The 21,614-nt window shown below is 71.6% G+C and carries 20 protein-coding genes and 4 pseudogenes; 8 read left to right on the top strand and 16 right to left on the bottom strand.

Features of this window, described 5'->3' with window-relative positions; genetic code table 11:
- Positions 1-5: 5 nt before the first annotated feature.
- Positions 6-1,061, bottom strand: a complete 1,056-nt coding sequence (locus WN71_RS08800) for a ferredoxin reductase (protein WP_046592172.1) — start codon at positions 1,059-1,061, stop codon at positions 6-8.
- 87 nt (positions 1,062-1,148) lie between these two features.
- On the opposite strand from WN71_RS08800, the gene WN71_RS08805 reads away from it, so the two are divergent.
- A complete protein-coding gene (locus WN71_RS08805) occupies positions 1,149-2,288 on the top strand; it encodes a PucR family transcriptional regulator (protein WP_046592173.1) in 1,140 nt (379 codons plus the stop codon).
- 26 nt (positions 2,289-2,314) lie between these two features.
- Here WN71_RS08805 and WN71_RS08810 read toward each other — a convergent pair whose 3' ends face one another.
- Together WN71_RS08810 and WN71_RS43195 are read right to left on the bottom strand one after the other, a co-directional pair.
- Positions 2,315-2,671, bottom strand: a complete 357-nt coding sequence (locus tag WN71_RS08810) for a hypothetical protein (protein WP_046592174.1) — start codon at positions 2,669-2,671, stop codon at positions 2,315-2,317.
- 56 nt (positions 2,672-2,727) lie between these two features.
- The gene (locus WN71_RS43195) at positions 2,728-2,859 is read right to left on the bottom strand and encodes a hypothetical protein (protein ID WP_276208089.1); all 132 of its coding nucleotides are present in this window, start codon (positions 2,857-2,859) and stop codon (positions 2,728-2,730) included.
- A 221-nt stretch (positions 2,860-3,080) separates the two neighbouring features.
- Between WN71_RS43195 and WN71_RS08820 the strand changes: the two genes are divergently transcribed.
- Positions 3,081-4,190, top strand: coding sequence for an NADH:flavin oxidoreductase/NADH oxidase (locus WN71_RS08820; RefSeq protein ID WP_046592176.1), 1,110 nt, complete (start codon positions 3,081-3,083; stop codon positions 4,188-4,190).
- Between the two features lie 36 nt (positions 4,191-4,226).
- On the opposite strand, the gene WN71_RS08825 is transcribed toward WN71_RS08820, so the two are convergent.
- The 7 genes and pseudogenes from WN71_RS08825 to WN71_RS08845 all read right to left on the bottom strand — a co-directional run bounded on the left by WN71_RS08825 (position 4,227) and on the right by WN71_RS08845 (position 8,967).
- Positions 4,227-4,436 carry an integrase core domain-containing protein gene (locus WN71_RS08825; protein WP_046592177.1) on the bottom strand — a complete coding sequence of 70 codons (210 nt, stop codon included), beginning with the start codon at positions 4,434-4,436 and terminating at the stop codon, positions 4,227-4,229.
- A gap of 47 nt (positions 4,437-4,483) precedes the next feature.
- Positions 4,484-5,296 carry a helix-turn-helix domain-containing protein gene (locus WN71_RS08830; protein WP_046592178.1) on the bottom strand — a complete coding sequence of 271 codons (813 nt, stop codon included), beginning with the start codon at positions 5,294-5,296 and terminating at the stop codon, positions 4,484-4,486.
- Between the two features lie 9 nt (positions 5,297-5,305).
- Positions 5,306-6,334 carry an SDR family oxidoreductase gene (locus tag WN71_RS08835; protein WP_046592179.1) on the bottom strand — a complete coding sequence of 343 codons (1,029 nt, stop codon included), beginning with the start codon at positions 6,332-6,334 and terminating at the stop codon, positions 5,306-5,308.
- 167 nt (positions 6,335-6,501) lie between these two features.
- Positions 6,502-6,681: pseudogene (locus WN71_RS08840) on the bottom strand (winged helix-turn-helix transcriptional regulator); the annotation flags it as partial.
- Positions 6,668-7,090: pseudogene (locus WN71_RS39645) on the bottom strand (phosphotransferase); the annotation flags it as partial. The pseudogenes WN71_RS08840 and WN71_RS39645, both read right to left, overlap by 14 nt.
- 987 nt (positions 7,091-8,077) lie before the next feature.
- Positions 8,078-8,246 (bottom strand): annotated as a pseudogene (locus WN71_RS42625) (PIN domain-containing protein); the annotation flags it as partial.
- A 19-nt stretch (positions 8,247-8,265) separates the two neighbouring features.
- Positions 8,266-8,967, bottom strand: a complete 702-nt coding sequence (locus WN71_RS08845) for an SDR family NAD(P)-dependent oxidoreductase (RefSeq protein ID WP_046592180.1) — start codon at positions 8,965-8,967, stop codon at positions 8,266-8,268.
- Between the two features lie 719 nt (positions 8,968-9,686).
- On the opposite strand from WN71_RS08845, the gene WN71_RS08850 reads away from it, so the two are divergent.
- Positions 9,687-11,054 (top strand): MFS transporter, encoded by a 1,368-nt coding sequence (locus tag WN71_RS08850; RefSeq protein WP_046592181.1) that lies wholly within the window; start codon positions 9,687-9,689, stop codon positions 11,052-11,054.
- 79 nt (positions 11,055-11,133) lie between these two features.
- Here WN71_RS08850 and WN71_RS43200 read toward each other — a convergent pair whose 3' ends face one another.
- Complete coding sequence (locus tag WN71_RS43200; protein ID WP_276208090.1) at positions 11,134-11,259, bottom strand: hypothetical protein; 126 nt, start codon at positions 11,257-11,259, stop codon at positions 11,134-11,136.
- A gap of 22 nt (positions 11,260-11,281) precedes the next feature.
- On the bottom strand, positions 11,282-12,190 hold the full coding sequence (locus tag WN71_RS08855) for a restriction endonuclease (RefSeq protein ID WP_046592182.1): 909 nt from the start codon (positions 12,188-12,190) through the stop codon (positions 11,282-11,284).
- Between the two features lie 343 nt (positions 12,191-12,533).
- Here WN71_RS08855 and WN71_RS08860 point away from each other — a divergent pair, with 343 nt between their 5' ends.
- Complete coding sequence (locus tag WN71_RS08860) at positions 12,534-13,367, top strand: DUF1206 domain-containing protein (RefSeq protein WP_046592183.1); 834 nt, start codon at positions 12,534-12,536, stop codon at positions 13,365-13,367.
- A 278-nt stretch (positions 13,368-13,645) separates the two neighbouring features.
- Positions 13,646-13,924 carry a GlsB/YeaQ/YmgE family stress response membrane protein gene (locus WN71_RS08865; protein WP_046592184.1) on the top strand — a complete coding sequence of 93 codons (279 nt, stop codon included), beginning with the start codon at positions 13,646-13,648 and terminating at the stop codon, positions 13,922-13,924.
- Between the two features lie 363 nt (positions 13,925-14,287).
- Here WN71_RS08865 and WN71_RS08870 read toward each other — a convergent pair whose 3' ends face one another.
- The gene (locus WN71_RS08870) at positions 14,288-14,767 is read right to left on the bottom strand and encodes a MarR family winged helix-turn-helix transcriptional regulator (protein ID WP_206300045.1); all 480 of its coding nucleotides are present in this window, start codon (positions 14,765-14,767) and stop codon (positions 14,288-14,290) included.
- A gap of 151 nt (positions 14,768-14,918) precedes the next feature.
- Between WN71_RS08870 and WN71_RS08875 the strand changes: the two genes are divergently transcribed.
- The 3 genes from WN71_RS08875 (at position 14,919) to WN71_RS08885 (ending at position 19,652) form a co-directional block, all read left to right on the top strand.
- Entirely contained in the window at positions 14,919-16,079 is a 1,161-nt protein-coding gene (locus WN71_RS08875) for a PP2C family protein-serine/threonine phosphatase (protein ID WP_046592201.1), read from the top strand.
- A gap of 419 nt (positions 16,080-16,498) precedes the next feature.
- Entirely contained in the window at positions 16,499-18,409 is a 1,911-nt protein-coding gene (locus tag WN71_RS08880; protein ID WP_063777742.1) for a PP2C family protein-serine/threonine phosphatase, read from the top strand.
- Between the two features lie 61 nt (positions 18,410-18,470).
- A complete protein-coding gene (locus WN71_RS08885; RefSeq protein WP_046592185.1) occupies positions 18,471-19,652 on the top strand; it encodes a PP2C family protein-serine/threonine phosphatase in 1,182 nt (393 codons plus the stop codon).
- Between the two features lie 55 nt (positions 19,653-19,707).
- Here the strand turns inward: WN71_RS08885 and WN71_RS40800 are convergent, their stop codons facing one another.
- The 3 genes and pseudogenes from WN71_RS40800 to WN71_RS08895 all read right to left on the bottom strand — a co-directional run bounded on the left by WN71_RS40800 (position 19,708) and on the right by WN71_RS08895 (position 21,527).
- On the bottom strand, positions 19,708-20,193 hold the full coding sequence (locus tag WN71_RS40800; protein WP_046592203.1) for a MarR family winged helix-turn-helix transcriptional regulator: 486 nt from the start codon (positions 20,191-20,193) through the stop codon (positions 19,708-19,710).
- 198 nt (positions 20,194-20,391) lie between these two features.
- Positions 20,392-20,565 (bottom strand): annotated as a pseudogene (locus WN71_RS40805) (helix-turn-helix domain-containing protein); the annotation flags it as partial.
- A 56-nt stretch (positions 20,566-20,621) separates the two neighbouring features.
- Positions 20,622-21,527: a LysR family transcriptional regulator gene (locus WN71_RS08895; protein ID WP_046592186.1), complete on the bottom strand. Its 906-nt coding sequence runs from the start codon at positions 21,525-21,527 to the stop codon at positions 20,622-20,624.
- Between the last annotated feature and the right edge of the window lie 87 nt (positions 21,528-21,614).

Raw genomic sequence — 21,614 nt, forward strand, 5'->3', positions numbered from 1 at the left:
TGCTCCTACCGTTCGATGTCGCAGGGGCCCGCGGCGGCGGACACGCAGGTCTGGATGAGGACGCCTGGCTCGGCCTCGGTGATCTCGCCGGTGCGCAGGTCGCGGACGGCGCCCGCCTTGAGCGGCGTGACGCAGCCGAAGCAGATGCCCATGCGGCACCCGGAGGGCATGAGCACGCCGGCCTCCTCGCCGACGTCCAGCAACGGCGTGGCGCCGTCCGCGTCGGCGGTCCTGCCGGTGGCGCTGAAGGTGACCGTGCCGCCGTCGCCGGTGACGACGATGCCGGGGCGGAAGCGTTCGGTGTGCAGGCGCTCGTGCACGCCGTGCTCGGCCCAGTGCTTCTCGGCGGCGTCGAGCAGTCCCGCGGGCCCGCAGGCCCAGGTCTCGCGCTCGGCCCAGTCGGGCACGAGTTCGTCGAGACGGGCGATGTCGAGCATGCCGTCCGTGTCGGTGTGCACCTCGGTGAGCCGCAGCTTCTTGTCCGCGACCAGGTCATGCAGTTCGTTGCGGAAGATCACGTCCTGCGGCCGTGGCGCGCAATGGACCATGACGACGTCGTCGAACTCGGTGTCGCGCAGCATGCCCATCACGGGCGTGATGCCGCTGCCGGCCGTCAGGTAGAGCACCTTGGCGGGCTTGGCACGCGGCAGTACGAAGTCGCCGGTCGGCTGGTCGAGCTGGATCAGTGTGCCCGGCAGCGCGCCGCGGACCAGGTGGTTGCTGACCTTGCCGTCCGGGATCGCCTTCACGGTGATCGTGACGCGGCCGTCCTCGCGGTTCGTCGGCGAGGTGATGGAGTAGGCGCGCCACAGGCGCACCCCGTCGACGTCGACCCCGACCCGCACGTACTGGCCGGCTGTGTGGCCGCGCCAGCCCCGTCCCGGTCTGATCACGATGGTCGCGGCGTCCCCCGTCTCGGGGTGCACGGCCTCGATGCGCCCCCGCAGGTCGGCGCCCGCGCGCAGCGGGCTGACCAGGTCGAGGTAGTCCGACGGCAGCAGCGGCGTCGTGACCATCTCCAGCAGTTTCCACGCCCTGCTGCGGAGGGCTGTACTCGTCATGGCCCCAGCTTGCTGCGTCTCAGGGCGTAAAGTCCTGACCGCAGGACGTGAATCTGGTGGGTGGAATTGTTCGCAGGGAATAAAAACGTGAGCCATGCAATCCGGAGGGCCAGCGAGCTGGCCCTGGACGAGACGACGGTCACCGCACTTCGGGCCGCGCTGAAGACCACCGCCGACGAGGTCGTCCAGGCGATCATCGACGAAGTCCCCTCCTACGCCAACGCCCTGTCGGGCCACATGGGCGCCACCATCCGCCGGGCCGTACGCACCGCCCTGGGGCACTACCTGGACCTCGCGAGCGGGAACGCCACGGGCGGCGACGGCGGCGACGCCGCCTACGAGCTGGGCCGCGGCGAGGTCCGCGACGGCCGTTCGATGGACGCCCTGCTCAGCGCCTACCGCGTCGGCGCCCGCGTGGCCTGGCGATGCCTGGCAGCGGGTGCCGTACCCGCGGGTCTGCCCGCCGCCGAGGTCGCCAAGTTCGCCGAGCTGACCTTCGCCTACATCGACGAGCTCTCCGCCGCGAGCGCCGCGGGCCACGCCGACGAACTGGCCGCCCGGGGCAGGGCCCACGAACGCCACCTCGAACACCTGGCCCGCGACCTCCTCGCCGGCGCGAGCCCGGACGTGCTGCTGGCCTCCGCCCAACGGGCCGGGTGGCAGCCTCCGCTTTCACTCACCGCGGTCCTGCTGCCCGCCGCCCAGGCCCGGCCTGCCTACCGCGCGCTCGACCCGGGCACCCTCGTCCTCGACGATCTTCCGGACGCCACCGGTGTGCTGCTCGTCCCCGATGTCGACCGGCCACATCTCTTGCGGCACCTGACCGACCGTGCCGCCGTGGTCGGTCCGGCCCGGCCATGGACCCGTGCGTCCGCCTCGTACGCGCGAGCCGTACGCGCGCGCTCCCTCTCCCCTGATATTCGCGACACCGAGGAGCACCTGGCCGAGCTGGTGCTGAGCGCCGACGTGGACGCGTTCGCAGATCTGCGGGCCCGAGCCCTCGCACCGTTGCGGGCCTTGCCTGTCGCGACGGCAGCGCGGTTGGAGGAGACGTTGCGGGAGTGGCTGCTGCACCAGGGCAGGCGGGACGAGGTGGCGGCGGCGCTGTTCGTCCATCCCCAGACAGTCCGGTACCGGATGTCGCAGCTGCGGGAACTGTATCCGGATCTCACATCACCACACCGGGTCCTTGAACTGACGCTGGCGGTCGGTCTTCGGGTCAGCTGACGCGTGCCACGACCGCTCACGACCGCTCACGCCAGCGGTCCAGGAATTGCGGCGAGGCGGCTTCCTCGGTCCAGCAGTGGGGCAGGCCCTCGGCCATGAAGCAAATCGCCACGGCCCCCCGTCGTGTGGGCGGGCGGTAGCCGGTTCAGCTCGTCTCGGGCATCGGCACTCAGCTGGTCCTCGGCTTCGAACTCGTCGTCGTCCAAGACGGCGAACGTCTCCGCCGTGAACGTCTCGGTGCAGAAGTACAACAGCCGCGCGCTGCACTTGCCGACGAGGCCGATGAAGTCGGCTGCGCTGACCTCGTCACCGGTCAGCCGGACGTACCGGCCCTCTGCGCCGGGTAGAGCAGCCAGCGGTGTCAGCCCCCTCGCCTGAGCCAACGCGGGACCTCGTCCATGGACGCGACCAGCCGAGGCTGCTCCCCGCCACAACTCTGTCAGCCGACCAGCGCACAAAGCGGCTGGAGGAAACGGCCCAGGTTCAACCAGTCGCTGTGCACGACGGAGTCGGTGTACGCCAAGGCGCCCATGGCCCTCGGCTGGTTGTAGGCGAGGTCGGGCGGACGCAAGCAATGATCCAGGACGCCAGTCGGGCACCTGCCCGGCCCTGCGCAATGCGCCGTGATGATCACCTGCCTCGGTTGAGGACACGGCGGCTCCTCGGACCGGTGGGAATACGAGCGCGGGTATGCAGCGTTTGCAAGCGGCGAAACTGCGGACAAGCCGGCAGCTTCCCGCAGCAGGCGCTCACTCCGTAAAACACCTGGTCACGCGTTGAGGAGACACCTTCGTGAGCACGCTCTTCGAGCCACTTACCCTTCGGTCGCTGACGATCCCGAACCGGATCTGGATGGCCGCCATGTGCCAGTACAGCGCCGCTCCGGACGGTGACCAGGCGGGTGTGCCGAACGACTGGCATTTCACGCACCTCGCGGCGCGTGCCACCGGGGGCGCCGGGCTGATCATTACCGAGGCCGCCGCGGTCAGCCCCGAAGGCCGCATCAGTCCCTACGACCTCGGCATTTGGAACGACACCCAGGCCGAGGGCTTCCGACGGATCACCGCGTTCCTGAAGTCCCAGGGCACAGTGCCGGGTATCCAGCTCGCTCATGCAGGCCGCAAGGCCTCCACCGAGCGGACCTGGATCGACCGTGGCGCCCCGATCCCCCCGAGCGAGGAACACGGTTGGACCCCGGTGGGCCCGAGTGCCGCCCCGTTCGGGACGGCGTCCACCACGCCCGAGGAGCTCTCGGTTAAGGAGATCAGCCGCATCGTGGAGGCCTTCGCGCAGGCCGCGCAGCGAGCCCGGGACGCCGGATTCCAGGTGGCAGAGATCCACGGTGCGCACGGCTACTTGATCCACCAGTTCCTCTCCCCGCACAGCAACCACCGCACCGACGCCTACGGCGCCGACTTCGCCGGCCGCACCCGTTTCGCTCTGGAGGTCGTTGACGCCGTCCGCGCCGTCTGGCCTGCTGACCTGCCTGTCCTTTTCCGAGTCTCGGCCACTGACTGGCTCCAGGAGACCGGCGACGCCGACCGCGAAGGATGGACCGCGGACGACACCGTACGCCTGGCGAAGGAACTCCGCGCCCGCGGCGTCGACCTCCTCGATGTCTCCACCGGCGGAAACGTGCCCGACGCGAAGATCCCGGTCGCCCCCGACTACCAGGTGCCCTACGCCAGCCGCGTCCGCACGGAGGCCGACATGTCTGTCGCCGCCGTAGGTCTGATCACCGAGCCCGACCAGGCTCAGGCGATTCTCGCTTCCGACAAGGCCGACGCAATCCTTCTCGGCCGGGCGCTGCTGCGCGACCCGTACTGGCCCCGGCACGCGGCCGCGGCGCTGGGAGGGACGGTGCCCACCCCCGTCCAGTACCACCGCGCCCAGGGGGTGTGAGTTGCCCCGAGTTTCGTGGAGTCCGATCGTGATGGTTCAGGCGGACTGCGGGGCTTGCTCCCGGCTCTGCCAGAAGTCGTCTTCGTACTCGGCCGGTGGCACGTAGTCGAGTGCGGAGTGGAGGCGCTCTTCGCTGTACCACGCGATCCACGGGAGGATCGCCCGCTCGACCTGGTCGACGTCCCTCCAGGGGCCCTGCATCTCGATCAACTCCGCTTTGAAGGTGCCGTTCAGGGCCTCGGCCATCGCGTTGGCCGGCCCCCGGACGGGGTGTGCTGTCGGTGCCCGGGGGTTCAGAAGCTGGCGAGGAGTTGCAGGCGTTCCGCGCTGGGTGAGTCCTGGTCGGCGTGGTAGACGACGAGCAGTTGCCGTGCCTCTGGCCTGAGGAACTTCTCGTAGCGCAGTTCGAGCTGCCCGACCAGGGGATGGTCGAACCGCGTGTGACCGGCGGCGCGTCGGCGTACTTCCCGTTTGGCCCACAGCGCGCGGAAGCGATCGCTGGCTACCGTCAATTCGCCGATGGTTTCCAGGAGTTCGGGATCGGCGTCGTCGATGCCGAGGGTCGCGCGGAGTCCGGAAACGGCTTTGGCGGTCACGTCGTCCCATTCGGGATAGAGGCCGCGCATCTCGGGTTCGAGGAACACGGCTCGCAAGGGGTTGCTCCCCACGGCGAAGAACGGGCACAGGGCCACGGCCAGGCGGTTGGCGGCGACGACGCGGCCGGCTGTCCCCTGGGCGTAGGCGGGTGTGCGGGGCCAGCTGTCGAGCAGGGGCTGGAGGTCGGCTTGGCCCGTCGGGGAGCGGCGACGGCGTCGCCGGGCCGGGGGTGTGGGGTGGGCGAGGCGGTGCAGGTAGGCGACGGCGTCGTCGTCGAGTCGCAGTGCGGCGGCCAGGCTTTCGAGGATCTGGTCGGAGGGGTGCCGGTTGCGGCCCTGTTCCAGGCGCAGGTAGTACTCCGGGCTGATGCCGGCGAGGTGGGCGACCTCCTCTCGGCGCAGCCCTGGTACACGGCGGCGCGCTCCGGCGGGCAGGCCGGCCTCCTGGGGGCTGAGCTGTTCGCGCCGCGCCCGCAGGAAGTGGCCGAGGGTGTCCGCCATGTCGTTCATCCTTCGACGTTAGTCGGCGAGCAGGCCGAGCCGCACCAGACTGCGTGCGCTCGCGAGGACACTCTCCTCGTTGGAGCGCGGTGCCCAGTCCAGCTGCTCACGGGCCTTGGCGTTGTCGGCCCGGCGGACCACGCCCAGCTGGGGCACCGTCTCGCGCAGCTGCGGGCTGGCGATGGACAGCAGCCGCAGCAGCCAGGCGGGGGCCGACCGGGTGGGGGCCTTCGCGGCCGCCTCGCCCAGCTGGGAGCGCAGGGCGAGCGCGATCTGCTGGAAGGAGATCGGCTCGCCTGCCAGCGCCAGGTATCGCTGTCCGGCGGCAGCCGGCGAGGTCATCGCCTTGATGTGCAGTTCGGCGACGTCCCGGACGTCGACGGTGTTGGTCCGGATCGGCGGTGCCGCACGCATGGCCCCGGTGAGCATGGAGTGGATGATGCGGACGGAGCCGGCGTAGTCGGGACCGAGTACCGGACCGAAGATTCCGACCGGGTTGATCGTGGTGAGTTCCAGACCGTTGCCCTCGGCGGCGACGAAATCCCAGGCGGCACGCTCGGCGACGGCCTTCGACTTGACGTACGGGGTCACGCCGGGCCCGTCCAGGTTCGTCCAGTCGGCTTCGGTGAAGACCCGGTCCGTCGGGCCGTGGCCGTAGCCCACCGCGGCGAACGAGGACGTCAGCACGACCCGCCTGACGCCGGCGTCCCGCGCGGCCCGCAGCACTCGCAACGCACCGTCGCGGGCCGGGACGATCAGTTCGTTCTCGTCCTTCGGGCGGGAGCCGGGGAACGGCGAAGCGATGTGCAGGACATGGTCGGCCCCGGCTACGGCGCGGTCCCACCCGGCGTCGGAGGTCAGGTCCGCCTCGACGTAGGAGACTCCCTCCCGCCCCGGCGCCCCGGCCACGGCGAGCATCTTTTCGACGTCGGGCTGCCGCTTCAGCGAGCGCAGCGTGGTCGTGACCTTGTGTCCCGACGCCAGGAGCCGCGCGATGGTGTGGGAGCCCAGGAAGCCGGTCCCACCAGTGACGAGTACGTGTGCCATGACGACAGGATCACCGCGCACGACCGCCCGTTCCAGATCCCGCCGATACTGGTACCCGCGGGGACAGGCATGACGTCCGTGGCCACGCCGTACGACAGGTCGACGCTCTGCTCAGAGGTCAGAGGTCAGAGGCGATCGTCCTTGCCTCGGCCATCGACGAACTCCCGTCACCAGCACCTGTGATCCACGGCTGATCGGGGTGACGCGTCGGCGAGCCGGTTGCTGTGGTCGATCTCCGGCATGTGCGTCTCGGCCCAGACCCGCAGGGCGGAGAGCGGTTCCTCGAGGGACAGGCCGAGCTCGGTGAGCCGGTAGTGGACGGGGGGCGGCACGGTGGCCTCCACGCGCCCCGGCGGGCGCCTCCACATGGAGCGCCCGCAGAAAGCCCGCCAGCGTGTCGGCCGCGTGGGCGCCCCGGCTGATCGAGCCGTGGTCCAGCGGCTCGCCGTGAACCCACGTCATCACCGTCGAGTGCCTGGGAAAGCGCTCGGACGGTTCGCCGAACCGCACCGGAGCCGGCACCGGGAGCGGAAGGCGCGGAGCCAGCACGGGTAGCCACCGCCGCTCCTTGAGCTGGCGCTTGGGGGTGGGGTCCATGCGCTGCATGCGCACCGCCAAATCGTCTCCGAGGCGCCACATCTGGTTGCCCCAGCCGCCCGCCACCTCGCGGACGGCCAGCCCTGCAAGGTCTGGATGCTGCTCCTGCAGCAGGTCACGAACCAGGTCTGCGGTGATCTCGATCTCGGTGCCGCTCATGCGAAGTCACAGTACCGAGGCGGCAGGCGAAGCGGCCCACGCCCTCCGGGACATCTCGCTGCGACGCCTGCGGCATCACCGATGCGGTTTCAGAGAGCCACGGGTCAAAGGCTTCGGGACAAACCGACGGACCGGCTCCAAGGTTCACAGAAGTGACCAGGCCGCATGAGATCACGCCAGACCAGACCGTTCCGGGCCGTGGATGGCCTGCGTCGCAGCCCCGAGCATGATCAGGCTGCGGGCAGAGGAGCGGGCTGCACGCGGGCAGCCGCATGTCCTCCCGTGGGGAGGAGCGGGAGGAGCGGCAGGCTCCACGAGGAACCTGGTGCGGCCCGTCGCGTGAGCGAAGCGCGGGGGCCGCGTGCTCACGATGCACCACGTTCCAGCCACATCGGAAGAGGCCGGCCGAAATTCGTAGGGCAGCCGCGACCCGGAACGCGAATCACACCGCTCCTGCCACCGCGGCCGCTTCGAGGAATGCATGGCGGTCCGCGGTTCCCTCCGGGTGCCGGGCAGGCAGCGAGCCGCAGGCCTCCGGCCATCTTCCTGCACGTCTGAGCGGCGTCCCAACCCTCTTCCGTGATCCGTAGTTCTTCGGCCAGAGGGACGGTTGGTACGCCGGTGACCGCCAGCGACAGCTTCTCGTCGGGGCCGCCGAACCTCCCCGTGGACCTCGCCGGCCCCCGGCCGCGCGGTGAGCGTCGCATCGATGACGGGGCATACATCGCCGTGGAGATCACTCACGGCGTGCGAGCCTTGGCCCCGGCACTGCTGTCCCTGAACCGGCAAAGGCCCGCAGAGCGTCCATACCGGCATCCAGCACGCGCCCCTGGAGCCCCCGCACCATGAGCCCCCCTTACCGCCCCCTGGCCGCACTCCGGGCATGGCGCGGACCCGGCCACCGACCCGGCCGGCTGCCACGGCATCCCCGTTTCCCGCGACACCGCGTGTCTGGCCCACCTGCCGGACACCGACCGGACCGCCCACCTGACCGGTCTGCGAGCCGTACACTGCAGGGCCTGACCGGTGACGGCGCCGATGCATTCGAAATCCCGGTCACGCCGCAGGAGGGTCAGAGCCTGCAGTCAGCCGTGGCGGCGACGACCAGGCCGACGGCTTGGGCGCTGCGTTGCCGTCCGCGCCGGGTGAGGATCTCCTAGCTAGGCATGTCCGCCCTACCGCACCACTTCGAGCGCCGCACCGCTGCCGGGACGCACGAGTCTCGCCCCCTCGCCGAGCGCCCGCACGATCACGTCCACTGCTTCCGGAACGGGCAGTCCCCGCGGCAGCGGCGGCGCTTGGCCCGCGACGGCGCGCCCGGCGAAGCCCGTGTCCATGTGAGGCAGGTTGATCTCCAGCACGGTCACACCCTGGCGTCGCCGCTCGCGGCGGACCGCCGTCAGCCAGGTGGCCAGAGCGGCCTTGGCAGCGGCGTAGTCCGCCATCCGGGCCGGTGCCGCCTCGGCGACGATCCCGGTGACAGCCGCGAGAACGCCACCCGCGGGCAACCGGTCCCCGGCGGCCCTCAGGAACGCCATGGGGGCCAGCGCGTTCACCGCCATCAGGTGTTCGGACACCGCGTCCTCCACCTCCCCGGCCGGCCCGAAGGCCGCGACTCCGACGCATACGACGACACCGTCCAGGCCGCCCAGCTGGGCCGCCGCCCAGTCGACGGTCTTCGCACAGGAATCGGCGTCCCAGGCGTCGAAGAGGCGGGCGGGAGCGTGCCCGCACGCCGCCGAGACACGGGTCAGGGCCTCACGGTCACGTCCGGCCAGTGCCGTGCGGGCACCGTGGGCGTGCAGCCGTACGGCGAGCGCCACCCCGATCTCCCCGGTGGCACCCGGCACCAGAATCCGTGCACCTCGCAGGTCCATGCCCAGCCTCCCGTCCCGTGCCGCGCCCGCCCACCTGGCACTACGCGTCCGGTTCGCCGGCCGGCCGCCGGGCGGATGCAGACGCGGGCACACCGGGCACGGCACGTCAGCCTGCCGGCGGCGCACCAGGGTCGACGGACTCCCCGGTCCGGGTCGGTCGGCGCCTGACCGTGCCGCGCGGCGACCAGCGCGTCCGCGGGCTCCCGCAGGTTCTGTGCGTCGCGGCTGGGCGGGGTCGTCGGCCGCGGGTACACCGAGGTTCCGCGCCGCGAGCTGCATCTCGCTGAACCCGCGCTGCGAGCCCCGGTGTCGCCCGAACTCGCGCCTACAGATGATCTTTGCGTGGTGTCGCGCGCTGGCACGCCAGGAGCGCAGGTCAGCGACCTGCCGTCGGCGACACCACGCACGGAACCTCAGTAACGGCTTCGCAGCCACCACACGAGCAGGCTGATGCCGCCCAACCCGGCGGCGCCGGCGGCGCCGAGTGCCGCCTGTCGGGCGCGACGGCGCCCGAAGGCGGCCTGGCAGCCGGTCGCGTCCTCACGGCCCACCGGCCACGCTCGCCGTGGGGTGCGGCGTGACCCATGCGCTCCCTGCCGGGGACCGCATCTCCGGCCCCCGGAAGAGCGGCAGGGCTGCCAGGAGCAAGGCCGTGATTGACCCCTTACCCTTTCGTGGTGACCACCGTAGACATCGAGCCGGTATCCGGCCATGGAGGCATGCCCCTCGCCACGCCGGGCACCGACACCGACACCCTCCTGGGCAGCCGCTACCGCGCGCTGACCCTCGCGATGGTCTCGGTCATCCTGCTCATCGCCTTCGAGGCCACCGCCGTCGGCACGGCCATGCCCATCGCCGCACGTGAGCTGGACGGCCTGCCGCTGTACGCCTTCGCCTTCTCCGGGTACTTCACCACCTCGCTCTTCGCGATGGTCGTCAGCGGCCAGTGGTGCGACCGCACCGGCCCGCTGGCCCCGCTGATCACCGGCATCGGCGCCTTCGCGGCCGGCCTGGTCGTCTCCGGCACCGCCCAGTCCATGTGGCCGTTCGTGCTGGGCCGCGCGGTACAGGGCGTCGGCGGCGGGCTCGTCATCGTCGCCCTGTACGTCCTCGTCGGCCTGGCCTACCCCGAACGCCTGCGCCCCTCCGTCATGGCCGCTTTCGCCGCGTCCTGGGTGCTGCCCTCCATCGTCGGCCCGCTCGTGGCCGGCACGGTCACCGAACAGTTCGGCTGGCGCTGGGTCTTCCTTGCCATCCCCGTGCTCGTCGTGCTCCCCCTCCTCATCGGCCTGCCCGCACTGCGCCGTACGTCCCTGCAGCGGCACGCGGACGACCGCACCGCCCCCGACCGGCGGCGACTGGGCCTGGCGCTCGCCGTCTCCGCGGGGGCGGGGCTGCTCCAGTACGCCGGGCAGGACCTGCGTCCGCTGTCGCTGGTCTTCGCGGCGGCGGGCGCCGCGCTCGTCGTACCGGCCGCGCTGGGACTGCTGCCCCGCGGCACCTTCCGCGCGGCCCGCGGGCTGCCGTCCGTGGTGCTGCTGCGAGGCGTTGCCTCCGGTACGTTCCTGGGCGCCGAGAGCTTCGTCCCGCTGATGCTCGTCACGCAGCGGCACATGTCCCCGACCCTCGCCGGGCTCTCCCTGGCAGGCGGTGGCGTCACCTGGGGCGTCGGCTCCTGGATCCAGGGCCGCCCCCGGTTCGAGCCCCACCGCGAGCGCCTGGTCGCCCTCGGCACATTGCTCATGGCCGCCGCCATCGCCGGCGCCGCCCTGCCGCTTCTGGACGCCGCCCCCAGCTGGAGCGCGGCCGCGGCGTGGGCCGTGGGCGGCCTGGGCGCGGGCCTGGTCATCTCCTCTCTGAGCGTCATCCTCTTCAAGCTCTCGCCGCCCTCCGAAGCCGGCGCCAACTCGGCTGCCCTGCAGGTTTCCGACGCCCTGTCCAGCGTCGTCCTCGTAGCCTCCGCGGGCACGGTCTTCGCCGCCCTCGGCGGGGCGAAGGGTGCCTTCACCGCCATCTTCATCCCGCTGGCCGCGCTCTCCCTCGCGGGCGTCGGGGTCGCGGCCAGGCTCCGCCAGAAAGCCGGGTGAGGCCGCCCGCCGACGGTTACCGTCCCGGCGGGAGCGGGCCGACCGTTTCCGATGTCCGGCTGGGTCCAAGCCACAGCGGTCACGGGGTACGCATCTCGGCGAAGTAGCCGGAGACGGTCCGGGGGGCGGGGTGGTCGGGGCCGAGCGCCGTGGTGGGTGCGGCGATCGCGGACTCGTAGAGCGGGATGGCACGGTAACAAGGCAACTGGGCCCAGACACATCGCTGCTCACGGCGTGCCCTCGGCCTGCCACGGCTGCCCCTCCCAGGGCCGCGGTCCCGTGCCCTCCTGCCAGCGCTGCAGTTGCGGGCCGTCGACGCACACGATGCCGCACTGCTCCGCGTAGTCGAGTGCGGGGGCCGTGAAGTCGCTGGTGGTGACCACGACGGCGACGTCGGCCCCGTGAACGGTGAAGCAGGTGCCTCCGAAACGCTGGAGGTCCTGCGATCCGACGCGGTTGTCGTCGCAGTACCGCTTGCACTGGATGACGACCAGGCGCCCCTCGGGCGTCCTCGCCACCACGTCGGCGCCCAGGTCGCCGGCCCCGCCCACGACGTCCACGTCGAGACAGCCGTCGCGGCGGCACAGTTCGGCCACCGCCTGCTCGAACTCGTCAGGGTCCAGGGCCTCGTAGGCGATCTCCACCGGGGCGGCGGGCACCTCGAGCACCTCGGGCACCTCGAGCACCTCGAGCACCTCGGGCACCTCGGGCACCTCGAGCACCTCGGGCACCTCGGGCACCTCGGGCACCTCGGGCACGGTCTCGGGAAGCAGCACAGTAGCCTCCGCACCGGCCCCGGCGGGGGCCAGAGCGACGGCGGCAGCCGGTGACGCCGCGTCGAGCGCTTCGACCGCCGTCTGGGTGGCGTCCTCCAGGGCCTGGGCCGAGCGGCGCGCGATCCTCGCCGCCGATTTCCGGCGCTTCTCGCGGCAGCCGGCCATGACGGCGCTGACGCCCATCAGGACCAGCGCCACAGCCCAGGCGGGACGGTGCACCGCGGCCGCGAAGGCCGTGCGAGCGGCCGCGCCCACCAGGGCCAGGATCACGGCGAGCAGGGTGAAGTAGAGGGCCGTCGCGCGGAGTTCGAAGCGGCGGGGGCGGCGCGTGGTGCGCCGGTCGCGTGCGGGAACGGCCATGGTGATGTTTCCTCCCCCTGGGACGTCAACGAAGATCAATTCGCGTCTTCCCAGGCAGCGGCCGTTCTATCTGCTCCATCGTGCGGGCCTCGTTCGGCCCGGGGGCAGACTCGGACTCTCCTGCGCCGGCGGGCGTCTGGGAGCGTTTGCGGGTATCTGGGGACATCTGGAGGGGCGTGCGCGGCAGGCGTGTCGGGGGGCGGCGGGCCCGCGCGATGGCCTTCCGCGCCCAGTCGGTGCGCTCGGCACGCGCGCCATGGCTGCGCCCTGCCGGGCCGCGGGCAGCAGGACCGAGCGAATCCGGCCCGGGATGCCTTCGCGCTTCCGGGGCATCCGGTGAGCCATGGCTACTGGATCCGCAACAGCACACGGTCAGGCAAGACGTGCGGCGAACAGCAAGGCGGTCGCGGCAGCGGCCCGCGCCGGCTTCGTCGCCCGCGGTGTCATCTACGCACTGGTCGGAGTCCTCTCCCTTCGGATCGCCTTCTCCGGTGGGGGCGAGCAGGCCGACCGGGGCGGCGCGATCGCCGAGATCGCCCAAAAGCCCTTCGGCACCGCACTGTTGTGGCTGCTCGGGATCGCCCTGGCCGGGATGGCCCTGTGGCGGCTGTCCGAGGCCGCCTTCGGGCAGGCGGGACCCGACGGCGACAAGCCGAGCAAGAGGGTGATGTCCGCGGGGCGTTGTGTCTTCTACGGCTTCGTCGCGTACTCCGTGCTGTCCTACGCGGCCGGGCACAAGAGCAGCGGCAGCGGCAGTTCCGACCAGAACTCCCAGGACGTCACGGCGAAGGCGCTGGAGTGGCCCGGCGGGCAGTGGATCGTCGCCGTCGCCGGTGCCGGGGTGGTCGCGGCCGGAGTATGGATCGCGATCCGGGCTCTCCTGCGCAAGTTCGAGAAACATCTCAAGACGACGGAGATGTCCCGGAGGACTCGTCAAGTCGTCTCCTTCTTCGGCGTGTTCGGCGGTACGGCCCGCGGCATCATCTTCGCCACGGCGGGCGGTTTCGCCATCACGGCGGCCGTCCAGCACAAGCCGGGCAAGGCCAAGGGCATGGACAACACCTTGCGTACGTTCGCCGACACCCCTGCGGGCCCCTGGCTGTTGGCACTGATAGCCGTCGGACTCATCGCCTTCGGAGTCTTCTCCTGGGCCAACGCCCGCTGGCGCAAGGTCTGATCGACCCGGCGGGCTGGGGGTGCGACATGCCCTGGCGGCAGGGCCCGGACCGCCGACGGAATCGTCACCGCCGGGGAGATCGGCCCCCGCACGCCAGAGGCTGGGACTGGAAGCGGCCCACCGGTCCCACCGGTCCCACCGATCCCACCGATCCCGCCGAGCACTGGCCACCACGTCGAGAACCGTCAAAGAGCCTTTATCCGGATGGGACGTTTGTTCGGTCTCCATCGGTACACACGAAGAGCTGACACCACCTCTATTCGAGAGCGGAGACACACATGGGCATCATCGCGTGGATCATCATCGGCCTGCTCGCCGGCGCCATCGCCAAGGCCCTGATGCCGGGCAAGGACCCGGGCGGCATCATCGTCACCATGCTCATCGGCATCGTCGGCGGCCTGCTCGGAGGCTGGCTGGGCAAGGTCATCTTCGGCGTTGACTCCGTCGACGGGTTCTTCGACCTCTCGACCTGGATCGCCGCGATCGTCGGTTCCCTCATCCTGCTCGTTCTCTACCGGCTCGTGACGGGCAACCGGCATTCCCACCGCCACGCCTGACCGGCGAGGCGCACGCCCGTACACACGCTCGTACCAGCTGAACGGCTCCCCCTGACACACAGGACGGGAGCCGTCGGCATGTCCAGGCTCCGACGAGAGGCGTACCCCACATCCGACGGAGGCGGTTTCGGGGTATTCGGATCAGAGACGAAGGCGTCTCGGACCACGGACGAGCGCCTCCCGGAACGGAGACGGAGGCAGGATCGACTGTTGTCGTTTGACAACTATGGTCAGGAGGCAAGAAAGTGGCGGTGTCGCACTGCACGGGGAAGGGTCTGCAATGTTCCGGAGGGCGGAGGTCGCTCCGTGCGCCGGCCGTCAAGGGCCCGGAGCTTCGGGGCAACGGGCGGCCCGGCCCGGCGATCAGGCCGTACCGGCCCGCGGGGTCGTGTCGTGAATCTGTACGGCCGCCGTGTCGCAGAACGACTCCAGCCCCTCGAGGAGCGCCGCCCGCTTGGCGGGAGGCATCTGCTCCAGCACCGCCTGGAGCTCGCGCTCCCGACGCTCACGCAGGCCGTCGAGGAAGGTGCGGCCGCGATCGCTGAGGTGCAGCCGCACCTCACGCCGGTCGGCGGGGCTGACCACACGGTCGACGAAGCCTGCGGCCACCAGGCGGTCGCAGAGCCTGCTGGTGGACGGTGGCGTCGAGGCAAGACTGTCCGCGAGGGTGCGCAGGTTGATGCCGTCCTGGTGTTCCAGCATCAGCAGGACGCGCATCTGGGACGGAGAGGCGGGTGCCGTCGACGCGCGGCCCCACAGGACTTCCAGCAACTCCACGGCGGTCAAGGTCACACGCGCGACCTCGACCGGCTCGGGGCGGGGGCGGAAGACAGTCACCGTCACACTCTCGCAGGCACCTGGGACGGCTGCCAGCGTACTAGGTGCCGGTAGCGGCAAGAGATGGTTCGGACGACCTGACAGGACCCGGTTCGGGCGCGGCCTCGTCCGGATGAGGTTCGTACGCGTCCGGCGAAGGATGGGTGTATTCACGATCATGCACAGATTTGTTACCGCCGAGCGCGCTCTGCGCGCGGCGGCCCCGCACGAGTTGCTCGACGCCGTGCGCCGCGTCCTCGTGGAGGAGTACGGGGCACGGTCCGTCGAGTTGTTGATGGCCGACTACGGCCTCACCGTCCTGCAGGCGGTGTCCGAGCTGCCCCAGACCGCCGTGCCGGTGCCGGTGCACAGCAGCCCGGCCGGGCGCGCCTTCGGCGCCCAGGAGCCCTGCCTCGAGAGCGGTCCCGAGGGCTCCGTGCGCGTCCATCTCCCGGTCACCGTGCGAGGTGACCGTCTTGGCGTGCTCACGGTGACCCTGCCGGAGAAGGAGAGCGTCCGCGAGCTTCTCGGCGAGCTCGCGGACATCGCCCAGGTGCTCGGGCACGAGGTCATCGTGGCCGAGCGCGACACGGACGTGTATCTCCAGGCCAGGCGCAAGGACCGGCTGACCCTCGCCGCCGAGATGCAGTGGCAGCTCCTGCCCGGCCGCTCCTGCAGCGCGCCGGAGTACGAAGTCGGCGCGCAGCTCGAACCGGCGTACGCGATCTTCGGTGACAATTTCGACTGGTCCGCGACGGCCGACCACCTCCAGCTGTACGTCACCAACGGCATGGGAGAGGGCATAGAGGCCTCCCTGCTGACGAACCTCGCCATCAACGCGCTGCGCAACGCCCGACGGGCCGGGATCTCCATCGACGACCAGGCGGCCCTGGCGGACCAGGCCGTGTACGCCCACTACCAGGGGCGCTGCTTCCTGTCGGTGCTGATGTTCGACTTCGAACTGGCCACGGGCCGGGTGAAGGTCGTCGACGCGGGCTCCCCCCAGATGCTGCGCCTGCGCGCCGGCGCTGTCGAGCGCGTGACGTTCGAGGCACAGCTTCCGCTGGGCATGTTCGAGGAGACCGACTACGTCGCCCAGGACTTCTCCGTCGAACCCGGCGACCGGCTCGTCTTCGTCAGCGACGGGGTGTACTCGGTCGCCTCGCCGAAGGGCGAGGCGTACGGCGACACGGCCCTGACCAGGGCGATCATGTCCACCCGCCTGCTGCCCGCGGCGGAGGTACCGCGCGCCATCCTGCGCGAGCTGACCGGACATCGCGGCCAGTCGCTCCCCAAGGACGACGCCCTCGTGGTCTGCCTCGACTGGCGGGGACGATGAGCCGACACCCCGCGGGCGGAGGCGGATGTGTCGATCCTGTGTCGCTGCCGCCGGACACGCAGCCATGATACTTGTCATGCGGCAATAATTGCCGCAGAGGTGGTGCCGGTCCCGGCACGGCGGCCAGGTGCCCAGAGGGAGACGATGTACGTGTCGGAGCAGGCGGCGGGACCGGCGACACGCCTCGGCGCCCGCCTCACCGCGGTCGCGGGACGCCTTGCGGGACGCTTGATCAGCAGTGGACGCGGCGCGCCAGATCGGGCCCGCGGCGCAGCGGGCCCCTCCCGTGGCGCGCCAGGTCCCAGGGCGGCCGGCGCCTCCGTCGCCGCGGCGACGAGTCCCTCTCATGGCGCACGAGGTCCCGTCGGCGACGGCATCTCTGCGGCCGTACCGCCCGTGCTCCCCCCGGCGGTACGACCGTGACGCCGCCGGAGGTCCGCGAGGTCACCTCGGTCTGCGAGGCGGCCCGCGCCCGCATCTTCGCCGCGCATCTGACGTCCGCCCTGGGAGCGCCCGCTGTGGACAGGGCCCGCTTCCTCACGGCGCTCACGGAAGGCCTGCGCGAGCACCTCGGCCGGGGCGGTGCACGACTCACCCTGGACATCCGGCCGCCCGCCTCCGACGGCACCGTGCTCCTGCACGCGGTCTCGACACCCCTCGTACAGGGGCCGCACAGTCCGCCGCCGCAGGAACTCGCCATCAGCTGCCCCGGCGCCGTACCGGCGCATCCGCCTCGGACGCACAGCACTGACGACGCCCTCCACGCGGAAGCGGTCCTGGCGGCGGACGAGGAGTCCGCGGCCGTCCTGCGCCAGCTGGACGAGACAGAGCGGCAGCTACGACTGCACCGCGAGGAGCTGTACCAGACCAACCAGGACGTACTCGCGCTGCACGCCGAACTCGACACCGCCGCGCGCACCCAGCGCGACCTGCTGGACGCCGAACGGGCCGCCCGCGGCCAGGCGGAGAAGGCACGTCGGCTGCTCACGTTCCTCGGCGACGCCAGCAACGCGGTGAGCGCGTCCCTGGACCAGGAGGACATCCTGCGGTGTCTGCCCGAACTCCTCGTCCCCGACTACGCGAGCCACGTCGACGTATGGCTCTTCGACGAACCGGCGGATTCCCACGACGCCCGCTCCGCCGCCGCGGTCGCGGCCGCCCGTCGCGAACGCCCCCAGCACGCCGGACCGCGTCCCGGAGGCCTCCCCGGGGTGGACGATCTGCCGCCCTCCGCCCTCTCCCCCGACCGGCCCCTGCTCTGTCTGCCGCTCGCCGTGCGCCACACCTCGGGAGTGCTGTCCCTCACCGCACCCGGAGACCGCTTCGACGAGGACACCACCGTGATGCTGGTGGAACTGGCCCACCGGACCGCCATCGCGCTGGACAACGCCCGACGCTACGAACAGCACCGCACCACGGCCGAGGCCCTCCAGCGCGCCCTGCTCACCGACCTGATCCCCACCGACGGGATACACCTGGCCGCCCGCTATCTTCCGGCCACGCGCGGGCTCAACATCGGCGGTGACTGGTACGACGCCTTCCAGCAGCCCGACGGCAGCCTCATGACCGTGGTCGGAGACGTCACCGGGCACGGTCTGCGCGCCGCCGTGATCATGGGGCAGTTGCGCACCGCCCTGCGCGCCTACGCCGTCGAGGACGGCAGTCCCGCGCACATCCTCACCCGCCTGCACCGCATGCTGCGCCACCAGCAGCCCAACCTCTACGCGACCGCCGTGATCGCCCGCTTCAGACCGGGCGATCCCCAGGTCGTCTGGGCCGCCGCCGGACACCCGCCGGCGATGGTCCGCTCCCCCGACGGCACCGTCAGCGTGCTGGACACCCGTCCCGGCCTGATGCTCGGAGTCCCCCTGCCCTTCGAGTACCGCAACCACACGGCCGACCTGCCGCCCGGCTCGACGCTGGCCCTGTACACCGACGGACTGGTCGAACGGCGGTCCCAGGGCATCGACCCGGGCATCAAGCTGCTCGGGCACGGTCTGGCCGCGCTGAGCACAGCCGACCTGGAGGACCTGGACGGGTGCGCCGAGACGCTGCTCAAGCCTTTGGTGCACGACTCCGAACGCGACGACGACGTGTGTCTCCTGCTGTGCCGCACCCTTCCGTCCGCGGACCGGCGAGCGCAACGCGACGCTGCGCCCGCCGCGCATCCCGGATCGGGCGGCGAGCCGCCGCGTCCCGACTTGGACGACGCGCTCCCGTGCCCCGATCCCGGCGGCACGCTCCCGCGTCCCGACCCGGACGACACGCTGCCGCACCTCGACTCGGGCGGCGCGCTGCCGCGTCCCCGGGAGGAGGCCGCTCAGGGCTGACGACTCGACGCGCCTCGACGGCGTGCGCGTGCAGGACCCGAGTGGAGGGTATGGAGACACGGTGAACGCCTCCGATCCGGGCCCGTCCGCGGAAGCCCAGCTGCGCGCAGCTCCGCCGCACGCCCTGGTGCCCACCGCGCGCCGCCTGCTGGCGGAGCGCGTCGGCGCCCTGGACCTGACGCTCCTCCTCGCCGACTACGGCCTGGCCGTCCTCCAGCCCGTCACCCACCTGCCGTACACCGGCGACACGGTCTCCGCCCACGAGGGGCCCGCCGGAACCGCCTTCACCACCCAGCACCCCGTCCTGGAGGTCACGGCCGACCCGGCCACCCGTATGGTGCACCTGCCGGTCACCGTCCGCGGCGACCGCCTCGGCGTGCTGTCCGTCCGGGTGCCCACACCGTCCGCCGAACCGGACACGGTGCTGCAACTGGCCGACTTCGCCACCGCGTTGGGACACGAGATCGCGGCCGCCGGCCGGCACACGGATCTGTATCTCCAGGCCCGCCGGACCCGGCGCCTCACCCTCGCCGCCGAGATGCAGTGGCAGCTCCTGCCGGGCCGCGCCTACGCCTGCGAGGAGTGTGTCCTCGGCGCCCACCTCGAACCCGCCTACTCCATCGGCGGCGACACCTTCGACTGGTCCGCCGGCGCCGACGACCTCACGCTCACCGTCACCGACGGCATGGGCGAGGGAATCGACGCCGCCCTGCTCGCCGGGCTCACCATCGGGGCACTGCGCAACGCCCGCCGCGCCGGCCTCGGCCTCGCCGACCAGGCATGCCTCGCCGACCAGGCCGTCTACAGCCGATACGGAGGCAAGATGTACGCCTCCACCCTGCTGCTGCGCCTCGACCTGGCCACCGGCACCGCGCACGCCGTCGACGCCGGGTCACCCCGCCTCTACCGCCAGCGCGGGAACACCGTCGAACGCGTCGAATTCGAGGCCCAGCTGCCGCTCGGCATGATGGAGGAGACCCTCTACGAGGAGCAGACCTTCCAGGTCGAGAAGGGTGACCGCCTGCTGGCCATCAGCACCGGCGTCCACGGCACCCGCTCACGGACGGGTGAGACCTTCGGCGAGGGCGTCCTGCGCCAGATCCTGCGGGCGACGCGGCAGACGGCGCCCCAGGAAGCCGCTCGCGCCGTCGTCGCCGGTCTGATCGAGCACGTCGACAGCGCGGAACTGGAGTCGGACGCGGCCGTCGTGTGCCTCGACTGGACCGGACGCATCGCCCAGTGACCCCACGGCGCCCTTCTGCGTCCGTCCCCATCCGTCAACGTCCGTCGGAGTCCGTCTACGGGTGCCGACCGGTCGATCCGCCCTGAGCCGCGAAGAAGGCCTTCATCCCCCGGGTCAGCGCCGCCCGCTCCGCGGGTTCCATGCCCCGCAGCACCTCGGCCAGCGCCTGGGCACGCCGATGGGCCACGTCCCGCAGCACACGGCGCCCGTGGGCGGTGAGTCGGAGCTGCACCTCACGACGCCTCTGCGGGTGCACAGCCCGCTCCATCATGCCCGCCGCCTCCAGCCGGTCGCACAGCCGGCTGGCGGTGGGCATCCCCAGATCCATCCGCTCCGCCAGGCCCGTCAGGTTCAGTTCGGGCGCCGTCTCCAGGACCCGCAACGCCCGCAGCTGGTGCGGGGACAGCCGCACCGTCGCCTCTTGCGCGGCCGTGGACCACAGGTGCACCAGGCAGTCCACGGCATCCGCGATCTCACGCGCGTCGGCGGTCGGAACGTCCCCCGAGCCGCCGGCGCGATCGTCGGCGCCGCCGGGAACCATCACAAATACATCGCTTTCAGTGGGACCGGGGCCGCGGGAACCCCCTTGCCCATCGCTGTACCCGGCGAGCCGGAGCGCAACCACGGACGTCCTGGCGACGCAGGCGAAAGCGGCGTAATGCCTCATGCCCGGCGGTGCCCGCGCGTGTCCGCACCCTGCCGGCCCGCCACCCCCTCGGTTCCGGCTCGGATCGATGTCTCGAGCGATCTCGCGCACGTCTTTGCCCCGGGCCCTGAGGAGCGCGATCTCCTCTCGCTCGGAAAACGACAGGTACCTGCCCGAGGACGGCTTCCAGTCGAACGGTCGCATGCCACCACATGGGCGGTACCAACGCACCGCGACCGCCGGCTCCACGCCGATGACGGCAGCGGCGAGCGTGCGCGCCGGGCGCCGGGCGCCGCCCGCCGGCTCCACTCTTGTTCGGAGCTCTAAGGTGCTTCGCACCGGGCGAGGGCGGTTCGCGCCAGCCCGCGCAGCCAGGCGTGGGCGTGGTCGGTGTCGTAACGCTGATGCCAGGACAGGTACACCGGCGCCAAGGGCAGTTCGAGCGGGAGGGGGAGCACGGCCAGGCCGGTGTCGGCGACGGCCGGCCTCGCGGTGGCTTCGGGGACGCTCACCAGGAGATCGGAGCCGCGGGCGAACTCCAGGGCGGCTGCCTCCGTCGGCACGGTCGCCACCACGCGGCGGCTGACCCCGAGCCCGGCGAGGGCGGTGTCGAGAGCGTTGCCGAGGTTTCCGCGTCGCGAGACGTTGATGTGCTCGGCGTCGGCGTACCGCTTGGCGGTGAGGGTCCTGACGCGGGTGAGGGGGTGTCCCCGCCTGACGACGATGACGAGGCTGCTCTCGCCCACGTGCTCGGCACGGATGTCCGGTGCGCCCGGCCGGTTGGAGTTCGCCTCCAGGTCGACCTCGCCGCGCCGCAGCTCGGGGGTGTCGCCGCTCGTTTCCGCGACGAAGCGCAACCGCACTCCAGGCGCCTGCCCGCGTACGGCCGCGAGCAGTGCGGGGCCGCTCAAGGCGATCAGGGAATCGTGCCAGCGGAGCGTGAAAGTGCGCTCCAGCGTTGCGAGATCGATCTCACGGCTCGGTGCCAGCACTCCCTCGACCTGGTGCAGCAGCTCGTGCACCTGCTGCCGGACGGCGATCGCGTACGGCGTCGGGGTCATCGTGCGGCCGGTCCGCACCAGGATCTGGTCCCCGGTCGTGCGCCGGATTCGGCCCAGGCTCCGGCTCATCGCGGGGGCGGTGACATGCAGGCGCGCGGCGGCTCCGGCCACGCTTCCCTCCTCCAGCAGCGCGTCGAGCGCGGTGAGCAGGTTCAGATCTAATTGCATGCGAGTAATCCTAGGCGTGCCTGACATGCATTTGAAGTTAACAAAGAGGCCCCATACCTTCGAGACGAGAGCGGACGAGGCACCGCA

Origin of the sequence: Streptomyces mangrovisoli, assembly GCF_000974985.2 — a bacterium.
Classification (GTDB): Bacteria; Actinomycetota; Actinomycetes; order Streptomycetales; family Streptomycetaceae; genus Streptomyces; species Streptomyces mangrovisoli.

Bases quoted from the DNA above. Each gene is read 5' to 3' on its own strand.
- WN71_RS08850 (WP_046592181.1), top strand. From the start codon at position 9,687: ATGCCCCTCGCCACGCCGGGCACCGACACCGACACCCTCCTGGGCAGC.
- WN71_RS08800 (WP_046592172.1), bottom strand. From the start codon at position 1,061: ATGACGAGTACAGCCCTCCGCAGCAGGGCGTGGAAACTGCTGGAGATG.
- WN71_RS08835 (WP_046592179.1), bottom strand. From the start codon at position 6,334: ATGGCACACGTACTCGTCACTGGTGGGACCGGCTTCCTGGGCTCCCAC.
- WN71_RS08825 (WP_046592177.1), bottom strand. From the start codon at position 4,436: ATGGCCGAGGCCCTGAACGGCACCTTCAAAGCGGAGTTGATCGAGATG.
- WN71_RS08895 (WP_046592186.1), bottom strand. From the start codon at position 21,527: ATGCAATTAGATCTGAACCTGCTCACCGCGCTCGACGCGCTGCTGGAG.
- WN71_RS08830 (WP_046592178.1), bottom strand. From the start codon at position 5,296: ATGAACGACATGGCGGACACCCTCGGCCACTTCCTGCGGGCGCGGCGC.
- WN71_RS08845 (WP_046592180.1), bottom strand. From the start codon at position 8,967: ATGGACCTGCGAGGTGCACGGATTCTGGTGCCGGGTGCCACCGGGGAG.
- WN71_RS08865 (WP_046592184.1), top strand. From the start codon at position 13,646: ATGGGCATCATCGCGTGGATCATCATCGGCCTGCTCGCCGGCGCCATC.
- WN71_RS08875 (WP_046592201.1), top strand. From the start codon at position 14,919: ATGCACAGATTTGTTACCGCCGAGCGCGCTCTGCGCGCGGCGGCCCCG.
- WN71_RS08860 (WP_046592183.1), top strand. From the start codon at position 12,534: ATGGCTACTGGATCCGCAACAGCACACGGTCAGGCAAGACGTGCGGCG.
- WN71_RS08855 (WP_046592182.1), bottom strand. From the start codon at position 12,190: ATGGCCGTTCCCGCACGCGACCGGCGCACCACGCGCCGCCCCCGCCGC.
- WN71_RS40800 (WP_046592203.1), bottom strand. From the start codon at position 20,193: ATGGTTCCCGGCGGCGCCGACGATCGCGCCGGCGGCTCGGGGGACGTT.